Source organism: Microbacterium sp. Soil_N32, assembly GCF_057655505.1.
Genome location: NZ_JBDGME010000016.1, coordinates 74,052 through 98,382, shown reverse-complemented (window position 1 = coordinate 98,382; position 24,331 = coordinate 74,052). Strand labels below are relative to the sequence as shown.

The following is a 24,331-nucleotide window of genomic DNA, read 5'->3' as shown; positions in this document are numbered from 1 at the left end:
CGCGCGGCGGGCCGCGTCTTCGCGTGCGAGCTCGCGGCGGGTGGTCGCATGATGATGACTGGCGGCCCGCCTGTGGGAAGGGAGGAGGCAGGCCACCAGTCGGTTCCCAGTGGATCGGGGCTCTTCCCCCGAAGAGCGGCGATCGACAGCTGGGGTCTATGGAGGGCGCGCTCTCTTGAGACGCGCCCCGTAGGCACGGCTGTGCGGTGCACGCTCATCGCGTGCACCGCACAGGAGCCGCGTCAGGCAGTCGGCTCGTTGGCCGACTCGCTCGCGCGCCGGCGACGGATCAGCACCAGAGCCGCACCGCCGACGAGGAGCACGAGCCCCGTGACCACGACCCAGGTCGCGACCTGTCCACCGGTGACGGCGAGACCGGGCGCCGGCGGATCGACGATGTTCTGCGTGCAGAGCTGGCTGCCCGGTGCGCAGATCGGCTCCGTGCCGGTGACGGCGACGATGTTGCCGAGCGTGTGGTTGCCCTGAGCTGCCCAGGCCTTGACGGTGACCGCGTAGGTCACGGTCACGGTCTGTCCCGAGGCCACGACGCCGACCATGCGAATGGTCTGACCGTCGACGGTTGCCGTCACCGCATCCGCAGAAGCCTGCGGCCCGGTGGTGAGGGTCGCGTCATCGAGCACGCCGGCCATGTGGTCGGTGTAGTCGACGGGGCTGTCCGCAGCGTCGGGGTTCGTGGAGACGTTGCGGAACGTCACCGTGTAGGTGACCTTCTGCCCGTCGACCACGTGGGTGCCCGAGGCCGGATCGACCGACTTCGTCACGACCACGTTCGAGACGTAGTTGACCGTGCAGTCCGGGCGCTCGTCATCCGTCGGCACGCACTCCTCCGGCGGCACATCCCCCGTGTCCACGAGGAAGTTGCCGAGACGGTCATCGCCGCGCGCGCCGTCGGCGTTCACGGTCACCTGGTACGTCACCGTCACCACCTGCGCCGGGGCGAGGGATCCGGTCACGGCGAACCGTCCGTCCGTGATGGTCGAGGCCGTGAGCGCCGGGTCGGAGCTGGTCGGAGCGGCCGTCACCGTGGCGTCGTCGAGCACCTGCGTGAGCACATCCTCGCGGTCCACAGCCACCGGCGCCGTCCCGGTGTTCTCGAAGTGCAGCGTGTAGGTCATGACCTGGCCGGGGCGCACGGTGGTGCCCGATGCCGGATCGACCGTCTTCCAGTCGTCGAGCTCACCGATCGGGTGGTTGATCGAGGGCGGCGGGAAGTTCGGCACCGGCGGGTTGTCCGGGGTGACGATGTTCGTCGCCCGGTTGTTTCCACGCTCACCGTCCGGGCGGATGGTGACCTGGTAGGTGACCGTCGCCGTCGCTCCCGCAGCGAGGTCGCCCTCGATCCGGATGGTCTGCGCGTCCCCGTCGAACACGGCGGTGATTCCGTTGGCGCTCACCTCCGGGCCGTCGGAGAAGGTCGCGTCGTCGAGCACGTCGGACATGTCGTCCGTCGCGTCGACGGGACCGGCCGCCTGGCCGTCATTCGTGAACGTCAGCGTGTAGGTCACGACCTGGCCGGCAACGACCGGCGCGTCCGCCGCGGGGTCGGAGGACTTCGACGGCGTCACCCGCGGCAGCGGGATCTCTACCGGCGGAGCCGGCGGGTCGCACAACTCACCGGGTGCGCACACCGGGGATGCCGTGTTGACCAGGTTCGCGTTACCGAGGTTCGTCACGATGACGGAGTAGGTGATCTCCACCGACTCACCCACGGCCACCGGGCCCGACCAGTTGAGGATCGGAGAGGTGAACGTCGGGTCCTGAACGAAGGACTCGTCCGATGCCACGGCATCCGCGTCGTTGTTGTACGTCGCGTCGTCGAGAACGTCGGTCATGTCGTCGGACACACCCGCCGGGACCGAACCGGTGTACGCGGCTGCGCCGTCGTTGACGACCGTCACCGTGTAGGTCACGACGTCACCGGTCTGCACGTCCTCGCTCGGATCGGCTGTCTTCGTCACCGAGAAGTGGCGGATCGGGTTCTCCGTCTCTGGGCATCCGTCGACCTCACACGTCCCGTCCGGGTTCTGCACGACGTTCGCCAGGACGTGGTTTCCCTGATCGGCGAACGCGTTCACCGTCACCTGGTAGGTGATTGTGATGGTCTCCCCGGCCGGAACACTGCCCGTGATGGCGAGGTCGGTTCCGGTGAGGGTGGCATCCAGGTCATCCGAAGAGACCGTGATCGAGCCGGCGACCAGCGTGGCGTCGTCGAGCACGTCGGACAGGTCGTCGACCTTGTCGACTGCGGCCGCGGCCTCACCCGTGCTCGTGAACGTCAGCGTGTAGGCGAGGGTCTGGCCCTGCGTGACAGCGGTGCCGCTGGCGGGGTCGACGGACTTGTCGACCTCGAGCGCTGCGCCCGGGATCTGCACGTCGGCACAGGCCTCGGCGCCCGGCGCCTGCTGCCCCTCGGGCACGCACACCACGTTGTAGAGCACGTTGTCACCGGACGTGGAGTCGTACGTGACCGTGTACTGGATCGTGGCGGATGCACCGGCGGCGAGGGGGCCCGACCAGGTCAGCTCTTCCGCGTCAGCATCGAACGCCGCGCCCGTGGCGGGAGCGATGATCTCACCGAACTCGCCATCGTCGAGCACCTCGGAGAGGTCGTCCGTCACCGTCGCGGGAGCCGCGGCCGTGTACGCGCCGGGACCGACGTTCGTGACCGTCACCGTATAGGTCACCACGCCACCGTCAGCGGGAAGCTCCGTCGTGTCGGCGGTCTTGTCGATCGTCAGGCGCGGCAGGTCGTTCACGGTGCCCGCGCACGGCTCGCCCGTCACCGGGTCCGTGCCGTCTTCGGTCGCCGGGTCGCACACCGGAGGCGTGGGGGGCGGGCCGTTGGGGTCGTTGGGCACGGGCGGCGCCCACGCCACGTTCCGGACCTCACCGTCACCGGCGCCGGTCAGGGTGACCGAGTACGTCAGTGTGACGGTCTGACCCGCAGCGAGCGGGCCCGACCAGCGGATCTGGTCGCCGGCGAACGTCGGCGCCCCGACCGTGTCGCCACCGATCGTCGCGACCACGTCGCCGTTGTAAGTGGCGTCATCGAGCACGCCCGCGAGGGAGTCGGCGACGAACGCCGGGATCTCGGCGGTGTAGTCGCCGGGGCCCTCATTCGTGGCGGTCACCGTGTAGGTCACGGTGTCTCCGGGGCGGGAGTTTTCGGTCATCGATGTCGTCTTGTCGATGTCGAGGCTCACGAGCTCCGTGGTCGTGGTGCAGTCTCCTGCTTCGAGGCAGCTGCCGCCGTCGCCGGTCGGAGTGACCGTGTTGACCATCTCCCCGTCGCCGGAGCGCGGAGCGGTGACCGTCACACTATAGGTGATGGTCGTCGACGCGCCGACTGCGAGCGGGCCGGACCACGACAGCGTCTCGCCGGTCACGGTCGCACCCTGAGTGGCGTCGCCGTTGTAGGCGGCGTCGTCGAGCACGCCGGACAGGTCATCCGTGAAGGAGGCCGGGTTCTCCGCCGTGTAGGCCACCTCACCGGTGTTGGTGACCGTGACGCTGTAGGTGACGGTGTCGCCCGGCTCGGCCGTCGCGGTGCTCGCGACCTTCTCGACGGAGTAGGTCGGCTCCGGGCACAGGGCGCTCGAGGTGACCTCGGCGATGAACCCCTCAGCGGCCGCGTTGCTCTTCACCTGAACGAGGATCGTGTTCAGGCCGGTCTGCCACGGGCCTGCCATCGTGGTCGTGGCAGCGTTCCCGCCGAGGAATCCACCCCCGTCGTAGGGGGCTGCGGGAGACTGAGGAAGGTTCGCACCCGTCTGAGCGACGTTGTTCACCCAGACGCCGGCCACGCTGTTGTCCGCCAACCAACGCATGCCCAGCTCGAACGACGAAGGGTCGACCTCGGGTGCGAGGCTGAACTGGTACCGGTAGTACCAGTCGCCGCCGCCGACGGACTGGTTGAAGCCTTCGGCGGTCGGCGGGTAGACAGCCGAGATCCACTGGGATTCACCCGACTGGCTGTCGGTCCACAGCGAATTCGCCTTGCCTGCATAAGCCGCGCTGTAGACCGCATTCGCCGGAGGCAGCGCGGGGGCGGACGGGCCCTGAATGGGAGTCGGCGAGTGGTTGAAACCGTCGAGACCACCGGCGACCGTCCAGCGCTCGTCCACGCCGCCGTTGGCGAGCTGACCGCCCGTCGCGGAGTTGTAGCCGGTGTTGAAGATCACCGGGTCCGTGGTGCAGGTCACGATTGGCAGGTTCGGCGCGACCGTCAGCGACGTGTTCGCGTTCGGAACGAGGTTCGCGACAGTCGTGGTCAGGTTCGAGTTGTCGTTGGTGTAAACGCCCGCAGCTGCGGCGGTGACGTTCACGCTGATCGTGCACGTCTCGCCGGCCGCGACGGTGATCTGGTCGAACGAGATGGCCGAGCTACCGGCGCTCAGACCGGCAGAAGTCGGAGACCCGCAGCTGGTGGTGCTCACGTTGCCGTCCCGCAGCGTCACGCCTGCGGGCAGGGCGTCGGTGAATCCGAGCGGCGTGAGCGTCGTCTGCGCCTCGTTCGCCGGATTGGCGATGGAGAACGTGAGAGTGCTCGAACCGCCGGGCGTGATCGCGTTCGGCGAGAACTGCTTCGTCAGGGGGGCGGTGGGGAACGACATCGTCCACAGCCAGGAGTCTCCATTCAGACCCCGGTCGTTGTTCACCATCCCGAACTGGCTGACGAGGCCGCTGGAACCACCGAGCCGGATCGAGCCACAGGCTCCAGCCGGGTTCGCTCCCGCATCGGTCTGACATCCGCCGTTCGCAGCCGGTCGCGGCGAACCATTGATGACGTTACTGCTGACTGTGAACACGCTGTTCCCCGAAACACGAGAAGCGGCGATCGCCGCACCCGTGGTCGTGGTGCCCGTGATCTGAAGCGTGGAGCCATCCATGTTCAAGAAGTGCACCATCGGAGCGATGACCGGCTTGCTCAGGGTGACCGTGCTCGTCAGCAGCGCACCGTTTGCGTTCGGCGGCTGCTGAGCGAGCGCAGGCAGCCCGGCGGGAGTGTCGGGCGACAGGTACGGGTTCGCGACCACCATGCTGTTCGCTCCGCCCACAATCGGAAGCACATAAGGCGCCGCTCCCGTCGATACGCTCGACCGGATAGCCGCAGTCACACCCGTGGTACCGAACGTGGCAGTCCCTGACCCGTTACCGGCAGTGGCAGCCGTCACCCATTGCTGTGACGGCGACACCGCTGCCACCGCCGGCGCCGCGTTCGTCGCTGCGACCACCGTCATGCCCGCGGTGACGAGCATGCCCGTGACGGCGAGCGCCATGACCTTTCGGACGCGCTGCCACGCGGGCGCCGCGTGACCTGAATCTCTCCGTGTGAACACTGTTTCCCCTCCCAAGGAACATTCCTGAAGCAGCGTCGGACGCAGGTGCGGCGACGGCATTCCCGCTGAGTCTCTCCGCTCTGCAACCTGTGAACGGGCTGAAAAGCGGCTTTTGTCACCCTCGGCACTCCGCGTTCACCCCGCACGATCCGTTCCGCCACCGTCCACACGGTTCTGGGTATATTCAGCAGTGCACGCCCCCCGCAGCCCTCATCGAATTCATGCACCCACACGACCTCCCACCCTCCGTGGCCACTCTCGTCCGGTCGGGGTCGGTCGACGCAGCCGTCGCCCTCATCGAGCAGCATTGGGAGCGGTTAGCGACCCGACATCAGCCGGAACTGCTTCTCGCCCTGCAGGAACTCCCGGCCGCGGCTCTGCTCCGCAACCCGCATCTCGCCGTCATGGCGCCGCGGCCCGCGGCTCGCGTTGCAGGATCCTCCGTGGCGGTCGAGCGGCCCGTCAGACCGAGCCGGTCAGCCGATCCTGCGGCGCTGATGGGTCGACTGAGCCGTCTCACGCATCGCTCCCAAGTCGCGCGTGAGGCGGGCGACCCCCTCACCGCCGGCCGTCTGGCTCGCGAGGCCCGAGACACCCTCGAGAGCAGTGACGCCGCCGCCACCGATGTCGTGGCGGATGCCTTGCCCGTGCTCCTCTGGGAGTGGGCTCGGTCCCTCGACGCCGCCGGTTTCGCCGAGGCCTGTCTCGACTACGAGCGGGCCTATGAGATCGCCCGCTCCGTCGGCATCCCGGTCATCGCGTCGCGCGCGGCGGCTGGCGCCGCCTGGCTGCACGCCGAGATCGGTCGAACGGCTCAGGCACGACTGTGGATCGAGCGCGCCCGCACCGCGGACGATGCGGCTCCCCATGCGGCGGCCTGCCTGGCCGAAGCGGTTCTCCTCATCGACCGCAACGCGCACGCGGAGGCGGCCGTGCTCCTGGGCCGGGCGGAGGAAGCGGGGGTCGCCGACCACTGGCCGGCGGCGCTCTGGGTCCGCTCGCTCCTCGCCCACGACCTCGCCGCGGCCGCGGTGACCGAGAGCATGATCGAGGGGCGCGTGCGGCGGCATCCCGGCGTGCTCGACGCCCCGGGATTCGCGGGTCGCCTCGTGCGTGCGGCCCGGGCCCGGGCGCTCGTGCTCCGAGGACGCATCGAGCGCGATCTCGACACCCATCTCGATCTCTCGCTCTCCGACCAGGTCGTCGCGGCGGCCCTGCACCTCTTCCGCGGTGACCACCAGGAGGCGTTCGACCTCTCCCGTCCCATCACGGAGGAGCCGTCCGAGCCACGGCTGCAGTCCAACGCCCTGCTCGTCCACGCTGCCGCCGCGCTCGCACTCCGACGCATGCAGACGGCGGTCTCGGCCTTCCAGCGAGCGGATGCCGTCATCCAGCACCACGGTCTGCACGTGAACTACGAGACCATCGCCCACGCCGATCTCGAGCGTCTCATCGCCCTGGCGGGCGCCGAGGAGAAAGAGGCGCTCCGCGTGCACTCGGCCCGTCGTGACGACCCCGGGCTCAGTCGGCGCGAGAACGACGTGCTGTCTATGCTGGTGACCGAGCTGAGCATGGATGAGATTGCCGAGCGGATGTTCGTGACCCGGAACACTCTCAAGACTCTGACCCGGCGCCTCTACCGCAAGCTCGGCGTCACCACTCGCGCCGGCGCGGTCGACTACGCGCAGTCGCGCCCCGAGTTCTCGCCGTCACGAGCATCGCGTCACGACTGACCGGGGCTCCGTTCCGTTCGGTTAGAGGGCGTCGACGGTCAGCCGGCGTCGGCCCGACCGGTCTTGCGGGCGTAGTAGGCGCGGGCGCGATTGCGGTCGCCGCAGTCCGACGCGACGCACCACCGACGGTTTCGGCGAGGCGAGGTGTCGAGGTAGACCCATCCGCAGCGGGCATCCTCGCACTGGTGCAGCCGGTCGAGGTCGGGGCGCGCGAGAAGGGCGGGAACCGCCCGGGCGATGCGATCGACCGGCGTTCTCACGGTGAGCTCGGCGTCGCGCCACTCCCAACCCACGTCGGTTGGCGTGAGCGAGGCGTAGCGCAGGGAGCGTCGATGCGCCTCCGTGAGGTGCCGGGCCGCCTCAGCATCGCCGTCGAACAGGGCCCGGTACAGCGCTTCCCGCAGTGCGATCACGGATGCGCGTTGGCGCTCGGCCGCAGCGGTGTCGTCGCCCGCGGCTGCGGCGAGCGCCTCCTTTTCGGATGCCGTCACGAAGCCCGCCTGCAGACACCAGTCGAGCACGTCGTCATAGGAGCGGAGATCTTCGATACGCGTCTCCTCGTCGAGGCGCCACTCCACCGTGTTTACGAGGTCGAGCACGGCATCTCCGGCGATGCGGCTGAACTGGGGCATCGCTCCTCCTCCCGGTTCATGGGTAATACGAGTATTGCGCATGAGAATGCGCGCCTGTCATGCTTCATGGATATATCGACGATCATCCATGAGAGGGGCGGCATGCGCGATCCGAGCGTGCGCGTGATCCGGACGAACCCGGCCTTCGGGTGGTTCTGGCTCGGGCAGACCATGAGCAGCGCCGGCAGTCAGGTGGCGCTCTTCGCTCTCCCGCTCGTGACTGCCGCGGCTCTCGGCGGGTCGGCGGCCGAGGTGGGTCTCGTCGCCGCAGCCGCCACGCTCCCCTATCTCTTGTTCTCACTGCTGGCGGGCCACCTGCTCGAGGGGCGACCGCGTCGCCGCACGATGGTGACAGCCGACCTCGCACAGGCCGCGCTGATCGGCGTCATCCCGATCGCCTGGCTCTGCGGAATGCTGTCGGTGCCGCTCGTCGCGGTCGTCGCCTTCCTCTCGGGCACCGCGGCGCTCTGCTTCGGGGTGGTCGGCTTCTCGTTTGTGCCCGACCTCGTGGGCGCCGATGACCTGGCTGCCGCGAACCGGGCGCTCCAGGGGTCGCGCACCCTGACCGAGGTCGTCGCACCCGCGGGCGCGGGGGTGCTGGTGAGCGCGCTGGGCGCTCCGATCGCGATGATCGCCACCGCCGTCGGGCACCTGGTGTCGGCCTTCGGGGTGTTCCGCGCTCGGCCGGCGTCGGAGCATCCGTCGCTCGCGAGCACCGGGCGACCGGCCCCGGTGGGCCGCATCACCGACGGCCTGCGCATCCTCTTCACCGACCGCCACCTGCGTCCCCTGACCCTGCACGCCGCGATCTACAACCTCGCCGAGCAGATCCTCCTGCTCAACCTCGTGCTCTGGGCGGTGCAGCAGCAGCACGTGCCTGCCGCGGTCTACGGCGTCGCTCTCGGCGCCATCGGGCTGGGCGCTCTCGTCGGCACGGTCACCTCGATGCTGCTCTCGACACGGATCGGCCTCGGCCCCGCGTTCCTCGTCTCGCTGGTGCTGTCGTACGGCACACCGCTGCTCACCGCGGTCTGGCCTCTCGAAGGCCTGCCGCTCGCCATCGTGATCGCCGGGATCATGTTCGTCTCGGGCGTGGGCCTCGGCAACGCCAACGTCTACTCCCTCACCCTGCGGCAGAGCGTGATCGCGAAAGACCAGCTCACCCGCTCGGCCGGTGCGTACACGCAGGTGATGTACGGGTCGATCCCCATCGGCAGCGCCCTCGCCGGCATCATCGGCCAGGGCCTCGGCAGCCGAACCGCGGTGATGGTCGGCGCGATCGCGCTCGTGCTGTCGATCGTGCCGATGCTCACGCCGTCGATGCTGCGGCTGCGCGACACCGCGTCGGTGGAGCGGGTCGGCTAGCCCACTGCGCGCGACGATGCGCACGAGCGGAATGTGCGCGACGCTATTCGACGTCGGGCCACCCGCTGGTGAGGAATGCCTCCAGAGCTCGATGACGGAAACTGTACGGCTTGCCCCGCGTGATGATGCCGCGGACGCGATCGAGACGCTGCGACGGAGGCCCCGCATCGGTGGACTTCGGGAATCCCGCCTCCGCAGCGATCCGGGTGAGCGTTCGATCGCTCGGCTCCAGATCGGCCATCGCTTCGAGGAACTCGCGCTCACGCGAAGGGAGTCGGTCGAGGATGCGCTCGACGTGCGAGGCCGCCTCCGCCTGAGCCTCTCGCCACCCGCGTATGACCTCTTCGTACGTGATCACATCGCCTCTGCCTGCGTACCAGGCCCTCTGTCCGGCGAGTTGGAAGAGGAACGGTTCGCCGCGCGAGAGATCAACGATCGCCTCGGCCGCGGATGCCTGCATCCGAATGCGGGTGAGTGCTCCTTCGCCGTCCGCGACCTCCCAGCCGTCGATCACGAGGGGGCGCAATGCGGTGCGGAGGTCGTCGTCATCGAGTGGCGCCAGAACGGTGGTCGCGAACCGTCGAGTGAACGTCGCGCCCTTGCGCGATCCGGACGCCTCGTCGAACTCCGGGAGGCCCGTGAGGTAGGCGGCGATCGGCAGGGAACGTTCCAGCGGCCCGACTCCCGGTACGTCGACCTCTACGATGCGGGTGATCGCATCCCCGAGTGCGATGAGCAGTTGCGACAACGTGCGCTCGTCGTCGATGTTCTGAATTTCGTCGATATGGATCAGGATGACAGCGTCTCGGCCGATCGCGACCCGTCCGACCTCGACGAGGAGTTCGGTTAGCGCGCTGTGCGGTTCCTGCCCCTCGGACGGCGACAGCGCGAGAGAGACGCCGTTGATCGCGATGGATTCCACGCGCTGCAGCAGTCGCGTCAGGCGCTGTTCACGGCCCGTCGACAACCCCGCTTTGTCTGCGATGACGAGAAGTTCGGCGGCCAAGCGCTTGATGGGGTCCGAGCCGACCGCGATACGAATCTGGGGCGTGACCCAGTCCCCCTGGCGCTCCGCCTCGTTCGCGATGCGCCGGACGAGCGACGACTTCCCCAGTCCCGGCTCACCGAGAATCGTGCGCCCTCGTTCGAAGAGCCCCGCTTCGAGCCGCGGACGCAGAACGTCGCGCCAGTCACTGAGCTGAGCCGTTCGCCCAGCCCAGATCGCCGGCACGACATCGGAGCCGGGCTGGAAGGGGTTATTTAGAGCGTTGCGCACGTTGATAAGTTTATCAGAGGGCCTGACGGGTGGCTGATAAATTTATCAGCACCGTCCCGCGCTCGGATGCGTCTCGATGGTCAGTGAGCCGCACCACCCTCGGGGCAACCCATCAGCGAGTCGAGTGAGCCCTGCCGCTCCCGCCCCACCTCGTTCAACGGAGATATCTATGAGACGACGCCTTCCCGCTCTTGTCGCACTCGTCGCCCTGGCCCTGACGGCCACCGTGGGCTGCGGCAGCACCACCGACGCCTCCCCCTCTCCCCAGCCGAACGCATCTGAAGCGACAACTCCTGCAACCTCGTTCTCTGGGATCGCGGCGATCGAGGCGATCCAGAGGGAGCACGACGTCTCAGTAGGGTTCGCGGCTCTCGGAAACGGCGGCCGGACGATCGAGTACGCGGGCGATGATCGGTTCGCCTATGCATCCACCCTCAAGGTCTTCGTGGCGGCCGCCCTGCTGGACGCTGTGCCGGCCGACGACCGCGCGGCTGTTGTCCGCTGGACGCAGGCGCAGGTTGACGCGTCGGGGTACTCCCCCGTGACCTCGGAGCACATCGATGCGGGGTCGACGCTCGAGGCGTTGGCCGAGGCCGCGGTGCGCACGAGTGACAACACGGCGGCGAACCTCGTGATGGACGCCGCCGGTGGTCCCGCCGGGGTCGAGGCGTATCTGCGCGAACTCGGTGACGCCGCTTCGGTGGTCACCGATCACGAACCCGAGCTCAACACCGTCACCGCCGGGAGCGATCGGAATACCACCACTCCGATGGCATTCGCCACGGCACTGCAGCAGGTGTTCGAGAGCGACTCGCTCCCCGGAGCGGACCGGCGGATGCTCCTCGAGTGGATGGGTGAGAACGCCACCGGCGATGCACTGATCCGCGCGGGCGCGCCTTCGGGCTGGACGGTGGCCGACAAGTCCGGGGGCGCCGGCGGGGTGCGCAACGACATCGCCGTCGTCACGACCCCGACGGGCGAGAGAGTCTACGTCGCGATCTTCACAGCCGAGAACGACCCTACGGCGACGTATTCGGATGCCGTCGTGGAAGAGGTCGCGCGGGTCGTCCTCGCCGAGTTCACCCCGTCGACCGGCTGACCCTGACCACCCCGACGCCTGCGCCGACGGCGTAACGCACGCAGGGCGAGAACGGGGCGGACCGCCCCATACGATCCGCCCCGCGTGCCCGCGCGCGACCGGCGGTCCCCTGCACCGGTGGCGCTGCGCGAGCGTGCGTCGCCGTCGCCGCACCTTCGGCGACGCCCACTGTCAGAGACCGGGTTCCCCGAAATCCGTTATGCGGGTCGGCGGGTGAACCGCGGGTGAGTTTCACCCGATGCCGGTCGGAGGCCCGGGGTCAGTTGAAGTCGCCGCCCGGGGCCATGTCGGCGAAGCGCGAGTAGTGACCCTGGAACGCGACGGTGATCGTCGCGGTCGGGCCGTTACGGTGCTTGGCGACGATGAGGTCGGCCTCTCCCGGGCGCACGTCCTTGTCGTAGACCGAGTCGCGGTGCAGCAGGATCACCATGTCGGCATCCTGCTCGATCGATCCCGACTCACGCAGGTCGCTGATGGCGGGCTTCTTGTCCTGCCGCTGCTCCGGGCCACGGTTCAGCTGCGAGAGCGCGATCACCGGGACGTTGAGCTCCTTGGCGATGAGCTTGAGGCTTCGCGAGAACTCCGAGACCTCCTGCTGACGCGACTCGACGCGCTTGCCCGACGTCATGAGCTGCAGGTAGTCGATGATGACCATGCGCAGACCGGCGCGCTGCTTGAGGCGCCGGCACTTGGCACGGATCTCGACGAGCGTCATGTTAGGACTGTCGTCGATGTAGAGCGGAGCATCGTTGATGCGGCCGCGGGTCGAGGCGACGGTCGTCCAGTCGCGCGGGTCGAGCGTTCCCTTGCGCATGTTCTGCAGCGGGATCGCGCCCTCGGCGCTCAGCAGACGCATCGCGATCTCGCTCTTGCCCATTTCGAGCGAGAAGAAGATCGAGGGGAAGTCATGGCCGATGGATGCCGCGCGCGCGAAGTCGAGGGCGAGCGTCGACTTACCCATGGCGGGTCGGGCGGCGACGACGATCATCTGTCCACCGTGGAGGCCGTTGGTCAGCTCGTCGAGCTCGCGGAAACCGGTCGGGATGCCGGTCATCGAGCCGTCGCGGCCGTTCGCGGCCTCGATCTCTTCGATCGCCGCGTCGACGGCGGTCGTCAGCGGCACGTAGTCCTCGGCGGTCTCGGTGCCGGTGACCGAGTAGATCTCGGCCTGGGCGTTGTTCACGATGTCGGTCGCGTCACCCTCGCCGGCGTAGCCGAGCTGAACGATGCGCGTGCCGGCATCGACGAGGCGGCGGAGGATGGCCCGCTCCGACACGATGCCCGCGTAGTACCCCGCGTTGGCCGCGGTCGGGACGATCGAGGTCAGCGTGTGGAGGTAGTCGGCTCCGCCGGCGCGGCCGAGCTCGCCGGTCTTGATGAGCTCGTCGGTGACGGCGACGACGTCGGTCGGCTCACCGTGCGAGTACAGCGACAGGATCGCCTCGAAGATCAGCTCGTGCTTGGGCACGTAGAAGTCGGCGCCCTTGAGCGTCTCGATCACATCGGCGACGGCATCCTTCGACAGGAGCATGCCGCCCAGCGCGCTCTGCTCGGCGAGCAGGTCGTGCGGCGGGGTGCGCTCGGGTCCACGAGACGATGCTCCGCCCAGACGCTCTTCTGAGATGTCGGCAATCGACACAGTGCTCCCTTCGACGCGGCGTTCCCCCGGTGGCGCTCCCCGACCCGTCGAACGGGGTGGGGGGTCGCGATTGCCACCTGCACAGCACAGCAGAGGCTTCCGACATCGGGTCGCTGCACCACGCTACGAGCGCGCTCATCCCCCTGCAACACGGCCTGTGGATAACTCTGTGGAGAGCTTGCGGAGAAGTCTGGAGTGTCTGTGCAGAAAGGGTGTGGATAACCCGGTGGAGTACTGGCGGACCAAACTTTTATTTGGCTTCTAACCTGGCGTTTATCGTTTCCCCACCCTGTGGACAGCAACGCACTTCAACTGCGCGTTGAAGGTTGCGTCACACGCTGTTCACATGTGTAGAACTTGGGGAAAGTCAAGCTGGATTTCCACCGGGCGCGTCACGCCGATGCACCCGCGGAAACATGCGGGAATCGTCCTCGATTTCGTGAAAAGAGGTCTGGACAGAGCGATATACCGGGAGTATCGTCTTCGCCACGACGCAGACCGCGTCCGAACGATCGACCTTCGGGGAGGAAGTCGACGTGAACGCTCAGGCCACCCGTCGCGGCGCACCAGCCGCGATTCTCTGGGGTGGTCTCGGCGTGCTCGCGTGGGCGGCGTTCACTGCGGTCGTCGGCGGGGGCGATGCGCACGCCGACGACGGGAGCGACCCGTCGCTCCTCGGCAGTGTGACCTCCGTCGTCTCCGAGACGGTCGACACGGTCGGCCAGACGGTCACCGCGGTCGCCACGCCCGTCGTCCAGCAGGTCGTGCAGCCGGTGGTTCAGCAGGTCGCGCAGCCCGTCGTCCAGCAGGTCGCGGCGCCGGTGCAGCAGGCGGCGCCCGAGGTCGTACAGACCGTCGCCGACACCGTCGCCGCCGTCCCCGTCGTGGGTGCAACCACGGCACCGGTGGTCGAGACCGTGACCGAGGTCGCCACCGGCGTCGTCGAGCCGGTCGCAGACCTGGTGACGGATGCCCCGGTCGCGCAGATCACTCAGCCCGTGCGGGATGCCGTCTCGGCACTGCCCATCGTCGGAGATCTCCTCGCGAATCTCGGCGTGACTCCGGTCGTCGACCAGGTGGTCGACATCGTCGACGAGGCCGTCTCCGTCGTGGGAGGCGTCGTCGACACCACGGTGCCGCCGGTCCTCGAGGGACTCGTCCCGGCTCCCGCAATCGCCGACATCCTCGCCGCGGACGCGGCCTCCGGGTTCGCCGCTGCGGCTCCGGGGCGGGCAGGCGGAGCGCCCGTGTCCGCGCCCGGTTCCTCGACGGCCGCGCTCGTCGACGTCGCCGCGCCCGCGGTGCACACGGCTCCGGCCACCTCTGCGCCCGTCGAGCGCACCGCGGGCGGGGCCCAGGCTCCCGGCCTCGACGCTCCCGCGATCCCGTCTTCCTCCGCCACCCCCGGCGGAGCATCCGCACTCTCCCACGCCCGCGTCAGCGGCGTGGACCTTCCCGAGCTCCGTGCCTGGGAGCTCTTCTCCGGCGCATCCGACGACGTCCTCCCGACGTCGACGGTCGCCGACACCGACGTCTCTCCTGACTGACGTCCTGTCGCGCCGTTCCTCGCGAACGGCAGATGACGTGCTGCGCGCGCACCTGATCTCGCGTGCACCCCATCAGACAGTTCAGTCCAGTCAAGGAGAGACTCATCATGCGCAGTTACCTCAAGCGGGCCCTGTGGGGCACGCTCATCGCCGGCGGGGTCACCCTGCTCGGCGCCACCGCCGCCAACGCGGCGGACACCTCGGGAGACGACGGTCTTCTCTCGGGGAGCCAGGTTCAGGCACCGGTCTCGGTGCCCGTCACGGTCGTCGACACCGCGATCTCGCTGATCGGCGACTCGACGGCGCAGGCTCCGGCGGCTCCCGCCCCGGCACCCGCACCCGCTCCGGCCCCCGCTCCGGCCCCTGCACCCGCACCCGCACCCGCACCCGCCACCAGCGGTGACTCGGGCGTGGGCTCGGGCACGCAGGCCGTGGTCGAGGTGACCGTGCCCGTCACGGTCGACGGCAACGCGATCAGCGTGCTGGGCGACTCGAACGCCGAGCAGGGCGCTCCGGCACCTGCCCCGGCACCCGCACCCGCACCCGCTCCGTCGGTCACGACGAGCGGCGTCGACGGACTCCTGTCGGGTTCGCAGGCGCTGATCGACGTCGAGGTGCCCGTCACCGTCACCGGCAACGCGATCTCGCTGCTGGGCGACTCCGAGTCGACCGGGGGCGCCGCGGCACCGGCGTCGTCGTCTGGCACGACGGATGCCTCCGCACCGAGCACCACGGGTGACGACTCCGTCGCCGGAGGCACGCAGGTCGTGGCACCGGTCACCGTTCCGGTCACCGTCGGCGGCAACGCGATCTCCCTGCTGGGAGACAGCGAGACCACCGGCACCACCCCCGCCACGGGCGGCACCACGGGCGGCTCGACCACCGGCAGCAACACCACCGGTGACGACAGCACCCTCGGCGGCACCCAGGTGACCGCACCGATCACCCTTCCGATCACGATCGGCGGCAACGCCATCTCGATCACGGGTGACAGCACGGTGACCGACCCGACCGGAACCGACCCCGGCACGGATCCCGGAACCGACCCCGGCACGGACCCCGGCACCGACCCCGGAACCGACCCGGGTACGGACCCGGGCACGACGCCCGGCACCACGCCCGCGACCGGCTCGAGCTCCGGCGCCGCCATGGCTGCGGCTGTGACGACGAGCGGCTCGGCCCAGGCGGGCTCGGCTCAGGCCGGAGAGGCGCTGGCGATGACCGGCGGAGAGTCGCAGATCAGCTTCGCGCTGGTCGCGGCCCTGCTGCTGATCACCGGCCTGGGTCTGCTGCGTCGCCGCACGGCGTAGCGCACACCCCGGTGGTGTGGTGCCCTGGAGGGAGGAGGCATCGCACCACCGGAGCGCCGTCGCCTACCCGGCGCGGAGTCCCCACTCCCCGTCGAGCTGACGAGCGCTGAAAGGCGGATGCCCCGTGTCCCCAGCACGGGGCATCCGTCGCGCCCGCCGCCCACCGGCCGCGCGCAGGCATCCGCCCACGTCGACCCCCTCCAACTGCACGGGAGTCCCACGGATGCACGGAGGATGCGACTGAAACCCCGTGCATACGTGCGAAGTCCGTGCACACAGCTGTTGCGCGACGCAGACAGCCCCCGGTACGCCGAACGCCCCCTGTCCCGGGAGGACAGAGGGCGTTCGAAGCGTTGTCGCTGCTTACTTGGCGGCGACGACCTGCAGGGTGATGACCGCGGTCACGTCGTCGTGCAGACGAACCGTGGCCTCGTGCTCACCGGTGGCCTTGATCGGCGAGGTGATGTGCACCTTGCGCTTGTCGATCTTGCCGAGACCGGCGGCCTCGACGGCGTCCGCGACGTGCTCGGTCTTGACCGAGCCGAAGAGACGACCGGCGGCGCCGGCCTTGACGGCGAGACGCACCTTGGTGCCCTCGAGGGCATCCTTCAGCGCGACGGCCTCGTCACGGTCGTGGATCGCACGCGCCTGGCGTGCGGCCTGGATCGACGCGACCTGCTTTTCGCCACCACGGGTCCACGCCGTAGCGAAGCCCTGGGGGATGAGGTAGTTGCGGGCGAACCCGTTCTTGACCTCGACCACGTCACCGGCGCTACCCAGCCCGGCGACCTCGTTCGTGAGAATCAGCTTTGCCATCTCGATACCCCTTACCGGCCGGCGCCAGCGTAGGGCAGGAGCGCCATCTCACGGGCGTTCTTGATCGCGGTGGCGATCAGACGCTGCTCCTGCACCGAGACACCGGTGATACGACGGGCACGGATCTTGCCGCGCTCCGAAACGAACTTGCGAAGGGTGGCGACATCCTTGTAGTCGATGACACCCACCCGGATGGACTTCGCGGGAGCGGTGGGCTTGCCACCCTTCCGCGGCTTGCGGCGGTCGCCGCTCGACTTTCCAGCCATGGTTTTTCCTTAATGATGAGCGGATGCCCGCCGGTGAGGGCGGACTCCAGAAGTGTTGATCAGAACGGGGTGTCGTCGCCGAAGCTGCCCGGAGTGCTCCAGGCGTCGGCGCTGGTCGACGAGCCGGGAGTGGACCACGGCTCCTCCGACACCTGCTGCTGCTGAGCGGGGCGAGACTGTCCGCCGCCACCGTTCGAGGCCGCCCGGGTGACCTGCGCCGTCGCGTAACGGAGCGAGGGGCCGATCTCGTCGACCTCCAGCTCGATCGCGGTGCGCTGGTTGCCCTCGCGGTCCTGGTAGGAGCGCTGACGCAGACGGCCCTGCGCGATGACGCGCATGCCCTTCGTCAGCGAGCCCGCCACGTGCTCGGCGAACTCCCGCCACACCGACGCGCGGAGGAACAGCGCTTCGCCGTCCTTCCACTCGTTCGCGGCGCGGTCGAAGTTGCGAGGCGTCGATGCGATGGTGAAGTTCGCCACCGGCAGCCCGTTCTGCGTGTACCGCAGCTCGGGGTCGGCCGTGAGGTTGCCCACCACGGTGATGACGGTTTCGCCTGCCATGGACTCAGGCCTTCGCAGCCTTGGCGGACTTGCGGGCGGCCTTCTCCTCGGAGCGCTTCGCCTCAGCAGCCACCATCGCCTGCGCCTCTTCGGCACGGAGGACCTTGGTGCGCATGATCTGCTCGTTGAGCTTCAGCTGACGGTCGAGCTCCTGGGTGGCCTCGCTCGTCGCGGTGAAGTTGACGACGGCGTAGATGCCTTCGGTCTTCTTCTGGATCTCGTAGGCCAGACGGCGCTTGCCCCAGATGTCGACCTTGTCGATCGAGCCGCCATCGTTGGTGATGACCTTGAGGAACTTGTCGAGCGTAGGTGCGACCTGGCGCTCGTCGACCTCGGGGGTCAAGATGACCATGAGTTCGTACTGGTGCGTCACTTACCCACCTCCTTCGGACTAGAACGGCTTCCGAGGATTTCCCGGAAGCAGGAGGGTGTGTAGCACGTGCCTGCCCGAGGGCAGACAACCTGCACAGTCTAGCGGACGCAACCCGGAGTCCGCACCACGCGGCCCGCCCTGTACTTTGGCATGCTGGTGCGGTGCCGATGACAGCCATCGGCCGATGTGAAAGGGGGGACGCGATGCGCGTCAACACATGGAAGGCCGGAGCCGTCATCGCCGCGGCGATCCTGCTCACCGGATGCTCGGGTCAGGGCCCGGCTGAGAAGCCGTCGGACAGCAAGCCCAGCAGCTCCAGCTCCGCCGAGGAGACCACGGCGCCGTCGTCGGACTGCCCGAAGCTCGAAGAGGGCGCGACCGTCGACATCGCGGCGCTGGCGACCTGCTCGACCGAGCGCATGGACGAGTCGGCCGGCTACGCCGCCACGTCCACCACCATGGGTATGGAGTCGACGGCCCGCTACAACCCGTCGGAGAAGGCCGTCGCGGTCGATTCGTCGATCGGTTCGATGGTCGTCATCGGCGACCAGGCCTGGGTCAAGAGCCCGAGCAGCGAGTGGCAGGTCGCCGACCCGAACTCGAGCGACCCCATCATCGCCGGCCTCAGCGCGGGTGCGACCACCGCGACCTCGATGGACCCGGCTCAGGCCATCGCGGCGCTGAACGGCGAGTTCACGGTCACCGGCACGAGCGAGCGCCTGGGCCAGAAGGTCTACCTCGTCAGCGGGACGACCGAGACCCAGGGTGTCGCGGTCGACGCGACCTTCGAGGTCACCGAGGACTACATCATCCTCGCCACGATGACGAAGACCGAGGTGCAGGGTCAGCCCATCGAGTCCTCGCTCGAGATCACCGACTGGGACACGCCGCAGGAGATCACCGCCCCGATGTGATCCTCGCGGATCGTTCTGCATGAGAGAGGCCCGGCATCCACCACGGATGCCGGGCCTCTCTGCGTGCGGGGCTCGTCCTGAGCAAAACGCAGATGAATGGATGCGCGGGCGGCATGTCGCCCGGCGACGCGCCCTGCGAGCGGCAGATGATCTGCGTTTTCGCGGCCGCGCGCGCTCAGCGCAGGACGGGCGGGACCTCCGACCAGACCTCGCGGTCGCCGGTGGCGGGCGCCTCGGGGATGCGCCCTGCGCCGTCGGGTTCGGGGATCGCGGCGAGCAGCGCCTGCGTGTACGGATGCTGAGGCGCCGCCCACAGCTCGGCGGTCGGCCCCGACTCGAGCACCCGGCCCGAGTACATGACGAACGTGCGGTCGGCGATGCGGCGCACCACGGCGAGGTCGTGCGAGATGAACAGCATCCCCGCTCCCGACTCGGCGACGAGGTCGCGCATGAGACCCGCGACGCTGGTCTGGGTCGAGGCGTCGAGCGCCGAGATCGGCTCGTCGGCGACGAGCAGCGACGGGCGGGCGGCGAGCGCCCGGGCGATCGCGATGCGCTGCTTCTGCCCGCCCGAGAACTGGTGCGGGAAGCGCGAGGCGACCTCGGTGGGCAGCCCGACGCGCTCGAGCCACTCGTCGACGGTGGATCCGGCGGCACCGCGCGCTCGGGCGGTGGCGATGCCGTCGGAGATCTGGTCGCCCACCCGGCGGCGCGGGTTGAGCGAGGTGGAGGGGTCCTGGAAGACCATCTGGATTCCGGTCATCGCCACGGAACGGCGGCGGATGCCGAGGGGGGCGACGGGGGCGCCGTCGAACAGCACCGTGCCGCCCGCGGTCTTCTCGATCCCGACGACGGCGCGCGCGAAGCTCGACTTGCCGCTGCCGGACTCGCCGACCAGTGCCACGGTCTCCCCCGGGGCGACGGTCATCGAGACGCCGTTCACGGCGACCACGGGAGGGTGGCCCGGGTAGCGCACGACGACGTCCGTCGCATCGAGCACGATCTCACTCATCGGCGTCCTCCTCGATGCGGGAACCGGGCAGTGCGGCCAGCAGCATCCGCGTGTAGGCGTGCTGCGGGTCGCGGAACAGCGTCTCGCGGTCGGCCCGTTCGACGATCAGTCCGTCCTTCATGACGGCGACCTCGTCGGCGATCGCGCTCATGACGCCGAGGTCGTGCGTGACGAGCAGCACGGCGAGCTGGCGCTCGGTGGCGAGATCGCGCAGCAGCCGGAGGATGCCGGCCTGCACGGTCACGTCGAGCGCGGTCGTCGGCTCGTCGGCCAGCAGCACCTCGGGGTCGCAGGCGAGAGCGCAGGCGATCGCGATGCGCTGGCGCTGTCCGCCCGAGAACTGGTGCGGGTACCGCTTCAAAGCTTCGGCCGGGTTCGGCACCTGCACGGTCGTGAGCAGCTCGATGGCCTTGTCGCGGGCGGCGGCGCCGCGAAGACCCAGGTGCACGCGCATGTGATCGGTGAGCTGGCGACCGACCGGCAACTGCGGGTGCAGCGACGCCGACGGGTCCTGGAACACCATCGCGATGCGCTTCCCCCGCACGCGGTTCATGCCGCGGCGCTTCAGCCCGACGAGCTCATCGCCCGCGAGACGGATCGACCCGCCGACCTTCGCCTGACGTGGCAGCAGGCCGAGCACGGCGAGCGAGGTGAGCGTCTTGCCCGAGCCGGATTCGCCGGCGAGGCCGTGGATGCGACCCGCCTCGAGTTCGAGCGAGACGCCTCTCACGAGCGGGCGTCCGATGTCGATGGTCAGGTCGCGGATGCTGAGTGCACTCATGCCGTCACCCCCGCGGAGTCCTTTTTCTCGGCCTGCTTCTCGTGTGCGACCTCGGCGGTCGGGTCGAGGATGTCGCGCATCGCGTCGCCGAGGAAGTTGAAGGCGAGCACGACCGTGAGGATCGCGAGCCCCGGGAAGACCCCGAGCCACCAGGCGTCGAAGTTCTGCATCGCGGCCGAGATCATCGATCCCCACTCCGCCGTCGGCGGCTGGGCGCCGAGACCGAGGAACGACAGGCCCGAGAGCAGCAGGATGGCCGCGCCGATGTCGAGGGTGGCGAGCACCATCACGGGTCCGGCGATGTTGGGGAGGATGTCGACGAACAGCGTGCGCAACGGCGAGTGGCCGAGCAGGCGTCCGGCGATGACGTAGTTCTGCCCGCGCAGACCGAGCACGATGCTGCGGGTGACGCGGGAGTACTGGGGCCACGACACGACGATCGCGGCGATCACCGCGTTGAAGAGCGAGGGGCCGAGCGATGCGGCGACGACCATCGCGAGGATCACGGTGGGGAACGCCATGAACAGGTCGGTGATGCGCATGAGGGTCTCGTCGACCCAGCCGCCGAAGTACCCGGCGAGCGCGCCGATCGTCGTGCCAATGATCATCGCGGCGATGACGAGCATGAGCGCGAGCGGCAGGCTCACGGTGGCGCCGGTCATGAGGCGGGAGAAGATGTCGCGGCCGTTGCCGTCCGTGCCGAGCAGCGTCTCGACCCCGGGCTCCTGCAGACGGGGGAACACCTGCGCGTTGGGTCCGTAGGGCACCCACCACTGGGCGGTGAAGGCGACGATCACCCAGGCGAGGGCGATCACCGAGCCGATGATGCCGAGCGGCGTGCGCCAGGCGCGCGGCCAGCGGAATCGGAAGCGCCAGGGCCCGGATGCGGCGTCGATGCGGCTCATGCGATCCTCACTCTCGGGTCGAGCACGCCGTAGAGGAGATCGACGATGAAGTTGATGAGCAGGTAGATGACGCCCACCACCAGGCCGACGCCCATGATGCCGGGCAGGTCGAGGTTGGCCGCCGAGTTGTAGGCGTACGTGCCGAGTCCCGGCCACGCGAAGACCGACTCGACGAGCACGGTGCCCGACAGCAGCGATCCGAACGCGACGCCCACCACGGTGAGGATCGGGAGGGATGCACCGCGCAGCACGTAGCCGATGATGACGGTCATCGCGGGCAGCCCCTTGGCGCGGGCCGCACGCACGTAGTCGCTGCCGAGCACTTCGAGCACCGAGGTGCGGATGAAGCGGGTGAGCAGACCGATCGTGACGAGCGACAGCACCAGCACCGGCAGAGCCAGGTGGGCGAGGGCGTCGAAGTAGCCGACGCCGTCGCCGTTCAATAGGTAGTCGACCGTGTAGAGGCCGGTCACCCGCGGGGGCGGGGTGATCGACGGCGAGATGCGACCCGATCCGGGGGCGATGCGCAGCTCGAGGAAGAAGACGTAGAAGCTCACGAGCGCGAGCCAGAACGTCGGCACGCTGAGACCGACGAGGGTGACGACGCGCACGACCTGGTCGGTCACCAGACCGCGGCGGTACGCGGCGAGGGTGCCGAGCACGGTGCTGACGACGAGGCTGAGGATGATCGCGCCGATGGCAATCTCGATCGTCGCCGGCACCGCGGTGGCCAGGTCGCTGGTGACCGGGCGACCGGTCACCAGCGACGTACCGAGGTCCCCGCGGAGCAGGTTCCCCATATAGATGAAGTACTGCACGATCAACGGCTGGTCGAGTCCCTGGGCCTTGATGAAGGCCTCACGCGTCTCGGGGTTCTGCGATGCGCCCTCGCCGAGGGCCGCCGAGACCGGGTCTCCCGGCACCAGGTTGGTGAGCAGGAACGTGACGATCGTCACGCCCACCAACAGGAGCAGGGAGGTGCCGGCCCGCCGCAGCAGGTATCCGATCAGGGGAGACCTGCGCCTGCGCGCCTGCCTCTGCACCGCCACCGTCGTCATGCGTTATCCGTTCAGCCGGCCGGGGTGATCTCGGCGATGTCCATCTCCCAGACGGAGTTGTACACGGCGCCCGTGACCTTGTCGGTGCTGGAGATGTTGCGGCCCGGAACGATCATCGGCACGAAGGGGCCCTCGGCCTGCATCGCCTCGGCGAAATCGGTGAACAGGGCGGTGCGCTCATCGGCATCCGTCGCGGCCGCGGCCTTCGCGGCGATCTCGGCGATCGCCGGGTTCGCCTCGGCGGCCCAGCCGGCACGCAGGCCGACCTTGAGACCGGGACCGAAGGGGAGGAAGTTCGCCGAGTCGGCGTAGTCCGGGCCCCAGAACCACAGGCCGAAGCCCTCGGTGCCGTTGACGTAGGCGTCGAGCTCGGTGGCGAACGGCGCCGGCGCGAGCTCGACGGTGATCCCGGCATCCTCGAGCTGCGCCTGGATGCGCTCGGCGAGCGGGGTGAACTCCACACCGCCGACCGGGTAGTCGTTCGGGAACTGCAGCTTCAGCGTCTGACCGGTGTAGCCGGCCTCGGCGAGCGCGGCCTTCGACTTCTCGAGGTCCTGCTCGACGCCGGTGTCGAGGGCACCCTCGAATCCGGGCGGGATGACACCGGTGGCCTGCTCGGCACCCGAACCCGCGAGCTCGAGCAGCGCGTCGTAGTCGAGGGCGTAGCGGATGGCCTCGGCGATCTTGACGTTCGCGAGGTCGCCGCCCGCCGTGCCCTGGTTGAGCAGCAGGAAGATCGTCTGGCCCGAGGGCACGGAGTCGACCGTGAGGCCGTCGCCGAGGCCCGAGACCTGGTCGCCGTTGAGGTCCATGGCGACCATCGAGTCGCCGCCCTTGAGGTTGGCGAGCTGCGTGGCGCTCTCCGAGACGTTGCGCACGACGACGCGCGAGAACTCCGACTCCTCGTCGCCGTTGTACTCGTCGTTCTTGGTGAGCACGACCTGCGACGACAGGTCGAGCGTGTCGAGCACGAACGGGCCCGAACCGGCCGACTCCCCGTCGAGGAAGCCCTGGGCGCTGTCGGTGCCGTCGGTCGCTCCGCCGTTCTCCATGACGACGTCGGAGTTGACGATGCCGAGCGCCGGGTTGGCGAGGATCGCGGGCAGCTGCAGCAGCGGGGTCTCGGTCGTGAACGAGATGGTCTTCTCGTCGACCTCGGCGATGGTCACACCGCTGAGCAGGAAGTTCGGCTTGGCGTCTGCCATGCCCTGGATGCGCTGCAGCGAGAACACGACGTCCTTCGCCTCGATCGGCGAGCCGTCGGAGAAGACGCGGTCGCCCTCGAGCGTGAACGTGAACTCGGTGGCCGTGTCGTTCTGCTCCCACGAGGCAAGGCCGGGGACCGGGGTCGAGACGTCGGAGCCCTCGAAGTCGACCAGCGTCTCGTAGAGCGCCTTGGCGATCATGTTGCCGGTCGGGTCGTAGGTGTGGCCGGGGTCGGCGGTCTCGATCGAGAATGCGGTGTCGATGACCAGCGAGTCGGAGCCCGAGGACTGCTCGCCGTTGTTCGCCGAGTTCCCTCCCGAGCAACCAGCGAGCGCGAGGAGCGCGACGGCTCCGATCGCGATGACGGACGTGCTGCGACGTGACGACATGAGGGCCTCCAAGGGCGAGGAGTACATTCGGGTGTCGATCGCCACCGATGTGGACGACCGGGGATCAGATTCGCATCATATGCGACGATG

General features: G+C 69.0%; 20 protein-coding genes. 7 read left to right on the top strand and 13 right to left on the bottom strand.

Annotated elements, in window-relative coordinates:
* Positions 1–242: 242 nt before the first annotated feature.
* Positions 243–5,060, bottom strand: a complete 4,818-nt coding sequence (locus AC3A3J_RS04585; protein ID WP_487671147.1) for a DUF7927 domain-containing protein — start codon at positions 5,058–5,060, stop codon at positions 243–245.
* 121 nt (positions 5,061–5,181) lie between these two features.
* On the opposite strand from AC3A3J_RS04585, the gene AC3A3J_RS04580 reads away from it, so the two are divergent.
* Both AC3A3J_RS04580 and AC3A3J_RS04575 read left to right on the top strand, forming a co-directional pair.
* Positions 5,182–5,337, top strand: a complete 156-nt coding sequence (locus AC3A3J_RS04580; RefSeq protein WP_487671146.1) for a hypothetical protein — start codon at positions 5,182–5,184, stop codon at positions 5,335–5,337.
* Between the two features lie 271 nt (positions 5,338–5,608).
* Positions 5,609–7,093: a helix-turn-helix transcriptional regulator gene (locus tag AC3A3J_RS04575; RefSeq protein WP_487671145.1), complete on the top strand. Its 1,485-nt coding sequence runs from the start codon at positions 5,609–5,611 to the stop codon at positions 7,091–7,093.
* A 38-nt stretch (positions 7,094–7,131) separates the two neighbouring features.
* Here the strand turns inward: AC3A3J_RS04575 and AC3A3J_RS04570 are convergent, their stop codons facing one another.
* Positions 7,132–7,725, bottom strand: a complete 594-nt coding sequence (locus tag AC3A3J_RS04570; protein WP_487671144.1) for a CGNR zinc finger domain-containing protein — start codon at positions 7,723–7,725, stop codon at positions 7,132–7,134.
* A gap of 102 nt (positions 7,726–7,827) precedes the next feature.
* Between AC3A3J_RS04570 and AC3A3J_RS04565 the strand changes: the two genes are divergently transcribed.
* The gene (locus tag AC3A3J_RS04565) at positions 7,828–9,090 is read left to right on the top strand and encodes an MFS transporter (protein WP_487671143.1); all 1,263 of its coding nucleotides are present in this window, start codon (positions 7,828–7,830) and stop codon (positions 9,088–9,090) included.
* 43 nt (positions 9,091–9,133) lie between these two features.
* Here the strand turns inward: AC3A3J_RS04565 and AC3A3J_RS04560 are convergent, their stop codons facing one another.
* Positions 9,134–10,366, bottom strand: coding sequence for an ATP-binding protein (locus tag AC3A3J_RS04560; RefSeq protein WP_487671142.1), 1,233 nt, complete (start codon positions 10,364–10,366; stop codon positions 9,134–9,136).
* Between the two features lie 169 nt (positions 10,367–10,535).
* Between AC3A3J_RS04560 and bla the strand changes: the two genes are divergently transcribed.
* Positions 10,536–11,465, top strand: a complete 930-nt coding sequence (bla, locus tag AC3A3J_RS04555; protein WP_487671141.1) for a class A beta-lactamase — start codon at positions 10,536–10,538, stop codon at positions 11,463–11,465.
* A gap of 259 nt (positions 11,466–11,724) precedes the next feature.
* Here bla and dnaB read toward each other — a convergent pair whose 3' ends face one another.
* A complete protein-coding gene (gene dnaB, locus AC3A3J_RS04550) occupies positions 11,725–13,104 on the bottom strand; it encodes a replicative DNA helicase (protein ID WP_487671140.1) in 1,380 nt (459 codons plus the stop codon).
* Positions 13,105–13,640: 536 nt separating this feature from the next.
* Here dnaB and AC3A3J_RS04545 point away from each other — a divergent pair.
* Both AC3A3J_RS04545 and AC3A3J_RS04540 read left to right on the top strand, forming a co-directional pair.
* Positions 13,641–14,651 carry a hypothetical protein gene (locus tag AC3A3J_RS04545; protein WP_487671139.1) on the top strand — a complete coding sequence of 337 codons (1,011 nt, stop codon included), beginning with the start codon at positions 13,641–13,643 and terminating at the stop codon, positions 14,649–14,651.
* Positions 14,652–14,758: 107 nt separating this feature from the next.
* Positions 14,759–15,961 carry a chaplin family protein gene (locus AC3A3J_RS04540; RefSeq protein WP_487671138.1) on the top strand — a complete coding sequence of 401 codons (1,203 nt, stop codon included), beginning with the start codon at positions 14,759–14,761 and terminating at the stop codon, positions 15,959–15,961.
* 363 nt (positions 15,962–16,324) lie between these two features.
* Here the strand turns inward: AC3A3J_RS04540 and rplI are convergent, their stop codons facing one another.
* From rplI to rpsF, 4 genes are read right to left on the bottom strand one after another with little or no spacing between them, the layout of a single operon-like run.
* Positions 16,325–16,777 (bottom strand): 50S ribosomal protein L9, encoded by a 453-nt coding sequence (rplI, locus tag AC3A3J_RS04535; protein WP_314648221.1) that lies wholly within the window; start codon positions 16,775–16,777, stop codon positions 16,325–16,327.
* Positions 16,778–16,788: 11 nt separating this feature from the next.
* On the bottom strand, positions 16,789–17,043 hold the full coding sequence (gene rpsR / locus AC3A3J_RS04530; RefSeq protein ID WP_017829850.1) for a 30S ribosomal protein S18: 255 nt from the start codon (positions 17,041–17,043) through the stop codon (positions 16,789–16,791).
* Between the two features lie 59 nt (positions 17,044–17,102).
* Positions 17,103–17,603 carry a single-stranded DNA-binding protein gene (locus tag AC3A3J_RS04525; protein ID WP_487671137.1) on the bottom strand — a complete coding sequence of 167 codons (501 nt, stop codon included), beginning with the start codon at positions 17,601–17,603 and terminating at the stop codon, positions 17,103–17,105.
* 4 nt (positions 17,604–17,607) lie between these two features.
* Positions 17,608–17,976 carry a 30S ribosomal protein S6 gene (gene rpsF / locus AC3A3J_RS04520; RefSeq protein WP_314648224.1) on the bottom strand — a complete coding sequence of 123 codons (369 nt, stop codon included), beginning with the start codon at positions 17,974–17,976 and terminating at the stop codon, positions 17,608–17,610.
* Between the two features lie 203 nt (positions 17,977–18,179).
* Here rpsF and AC3A3J_RS04515 point away from each other — a divergent pair, with 203 nt between their 5' ends.
* On the top strand, positions 18,180–18,890 hold the full coding sequence (locus AC3A3J_RS04515) for a hypothetical protein (RefSeq protein WP_487671136.1): 711 nt from the start codon (positions 18,180–18,182) through the stop codon (positions 18,888–18,890).
* Positions 18,891–19,065: 175 nt separating this feature from the next.
* Here AC3A3J_RS04515 and AC3A3J_RS04510 read toward each other — a convergent pair whose 3' ends face one another.
* From AC3A3J_RS04510 to AC3A3J_RS04490, 5 genes are read right to left on the bottom strand one after another with little or no spacing between them, the layout of a single operon-like run.
* Positions 19,066–19,902: an ABC transporter ATP-binding protein gene (locus tag AC3A3J_RS04510; RefSeq protein WP_487671135.1), complete on the bottom strand. Its 837-nt coding sequence runs from the start codon at positions 19,900–19,902 to the stop codon at positions 19,066–19,068.
* Entirely contained in the window at positions 19,895–20,683 is a 789-nt protein-coding gene (locus AC3A3J_RS04505) for an ABC transporter ATP-binding protein (RefSeq protein WP_487671134.1), read from the bottom strand. The genes AC3A3J_RS04510 and AC3A3J_RS04505 overlap by 8 nt, the downstream gene beginning before the upstream one ends.
* Positions 20,680–21,588: an ABC transporter permease gene (locus AC3A3J_RS04500; RefSeq protein WP_314648231.1), complete on the bottom strand. Its 909-nt coding sequence runs from the start codon at positions 21,586–21,588 to the stop codon at positions 20,680–20,682. Before AC3A3J_RS04500 ends, AC3A3J_RS04505 begins: the two co-directional genes overlap by 4 nt.
* The gene (locus tag AC3A3J_RS04495; RefSeq protein ID WP_487671133.1) at positions 21,585–22,646 is read right to left on the bottom strand and encodes an ABC transporter permease; all 1,062 of its coding nucleotides are present in this window, start codon (positions 22,644–22,646) and stop codon (positions 21,585–21,587) included. The genes AC3A3J_RS04500 and AC3A3J_RS04495 overlap by 4 nt, the downstream gene beginning before the upstream one ends.
* Before the next feature lie 11 nt (positions 22,647–22,657).
* Positions 22,658–24,241: an ABC transporter substrate-binding protein gene (locus tag AC3A3J_RS04490; protein ID WP_487671132.1), complete on the bottom strand. Its 1,584-nt coding sequence runs from the start codon at positions 24,239–24,241 to the stop codon at positions 22,658–22,660.
* Positions 24,242–24,331 lie beyond the last annotated feature (90 nt).

Excerpts from the sequence above, each read along its gene's own strand:
- AC3A3J_RS04490 (WP_487671132.1), bottom strand. The coding sequence starts at position 24,241 with ATGTCGTCACGTCGCAGCACGTCCGTCATCGCGATCGGAGCCGTCGCG.
- AC3A3J_RS04565 (WP_487671143.1), top strand. The coding sequence starts at position 7,828 with ATGCGCGATCCGAGCGTGCGCGTGATCCGGACGAACCCGGCCTTCGGG.
- AC3A3J_RS04500 (WP_314648231.1), bottom strand. The coding sequence starts at position 21,588 with ATGAGCCGCATCGACGCCGCATCCGGGCCCTGGCGCTTCCGATTCCGC.
- AC3A3J_RS04510 (WP_487671135.1), bottom strand. The coding sequence starts at position 19,902 with ATGAGTGAGATCGTGCTCGATGCGACGGACGTCGTCGTGCGCTACCCG.
- AC3A3J_RS04585 (WP_487671147.1), bottom strand. The coding sequence starts at position 5,060 with ATGGTGGTCGCGAACCCGTACCTGTCGCCCGACACTCCCGCCGGGCTG.
- rpsR (WP_017829850.1), bottom strand. The coding sequence starts at position 17,043 with ATGGCTGGAAAGTCGAGCGGCGACCGCCGCAAGCCGCGGAAGGGTGGC.
- AC3A3J_RS04505 (WP_487671134.1), bottom strand. The coding sequence starts at position 20,683 with ATGAGTGCACTCAGCATCCGCGACCTGACCATCGACATCGGACGCCCG.
- bla (WP_487671141.1), top strand. The coding sequence starts at position 10,536 with ATGAGACGACGCCTTCCCGCTCTTGTCGCACTCGTCGCCCTGGCCCTG.
- AC3A3J_RS04515 (WP_487671136.1), top strand. The coding sequence starts at position 18,180 with ATGCGCGTCAACACATGGAAGGCCGGAGCCGTCATCGCCGCGGCGATC.
- AC3A3J_RS04525 (WP_487671137.1), bottom strand. The coding sequence starts at position 17,603 with ATGGCAGGCGAAACCGTCATCACCGTGGTGGGCAACCTCACGGCCGAC.
- rplI (WP_314648221.1), bottom strand. The coding sequence starts at position 16,777 with ATGGCAAAGCTGATTCTCACGAACGAGGTCGCCGGGCTGGGTAGCGCC.
- AC3A3J_RS04570 (WP_487671144.1), bottom strand. The coding sequence starts at position 7,725 with ATGCCCCAGTTCAGCCGCATCGCCGGAGATGCCGTGCTCGACCTCGTA.
- AC3A3J_RS04540 (WP_487671138.1), top strand. The coding sequence starts at position 14,759 with ATGCGCAGTTACCTCAAGCGGGCCCTGTGGGGCACGCTCATCGCCGGC.
- AC3A3J_RS04495 (WP_487671133.1), bottom strand. The coding sequence starts at position 22,646 with ATGACGACGGTGGCGGTGCAGAGGCAGGCGCGCAGGCGCAGGTCTCCC.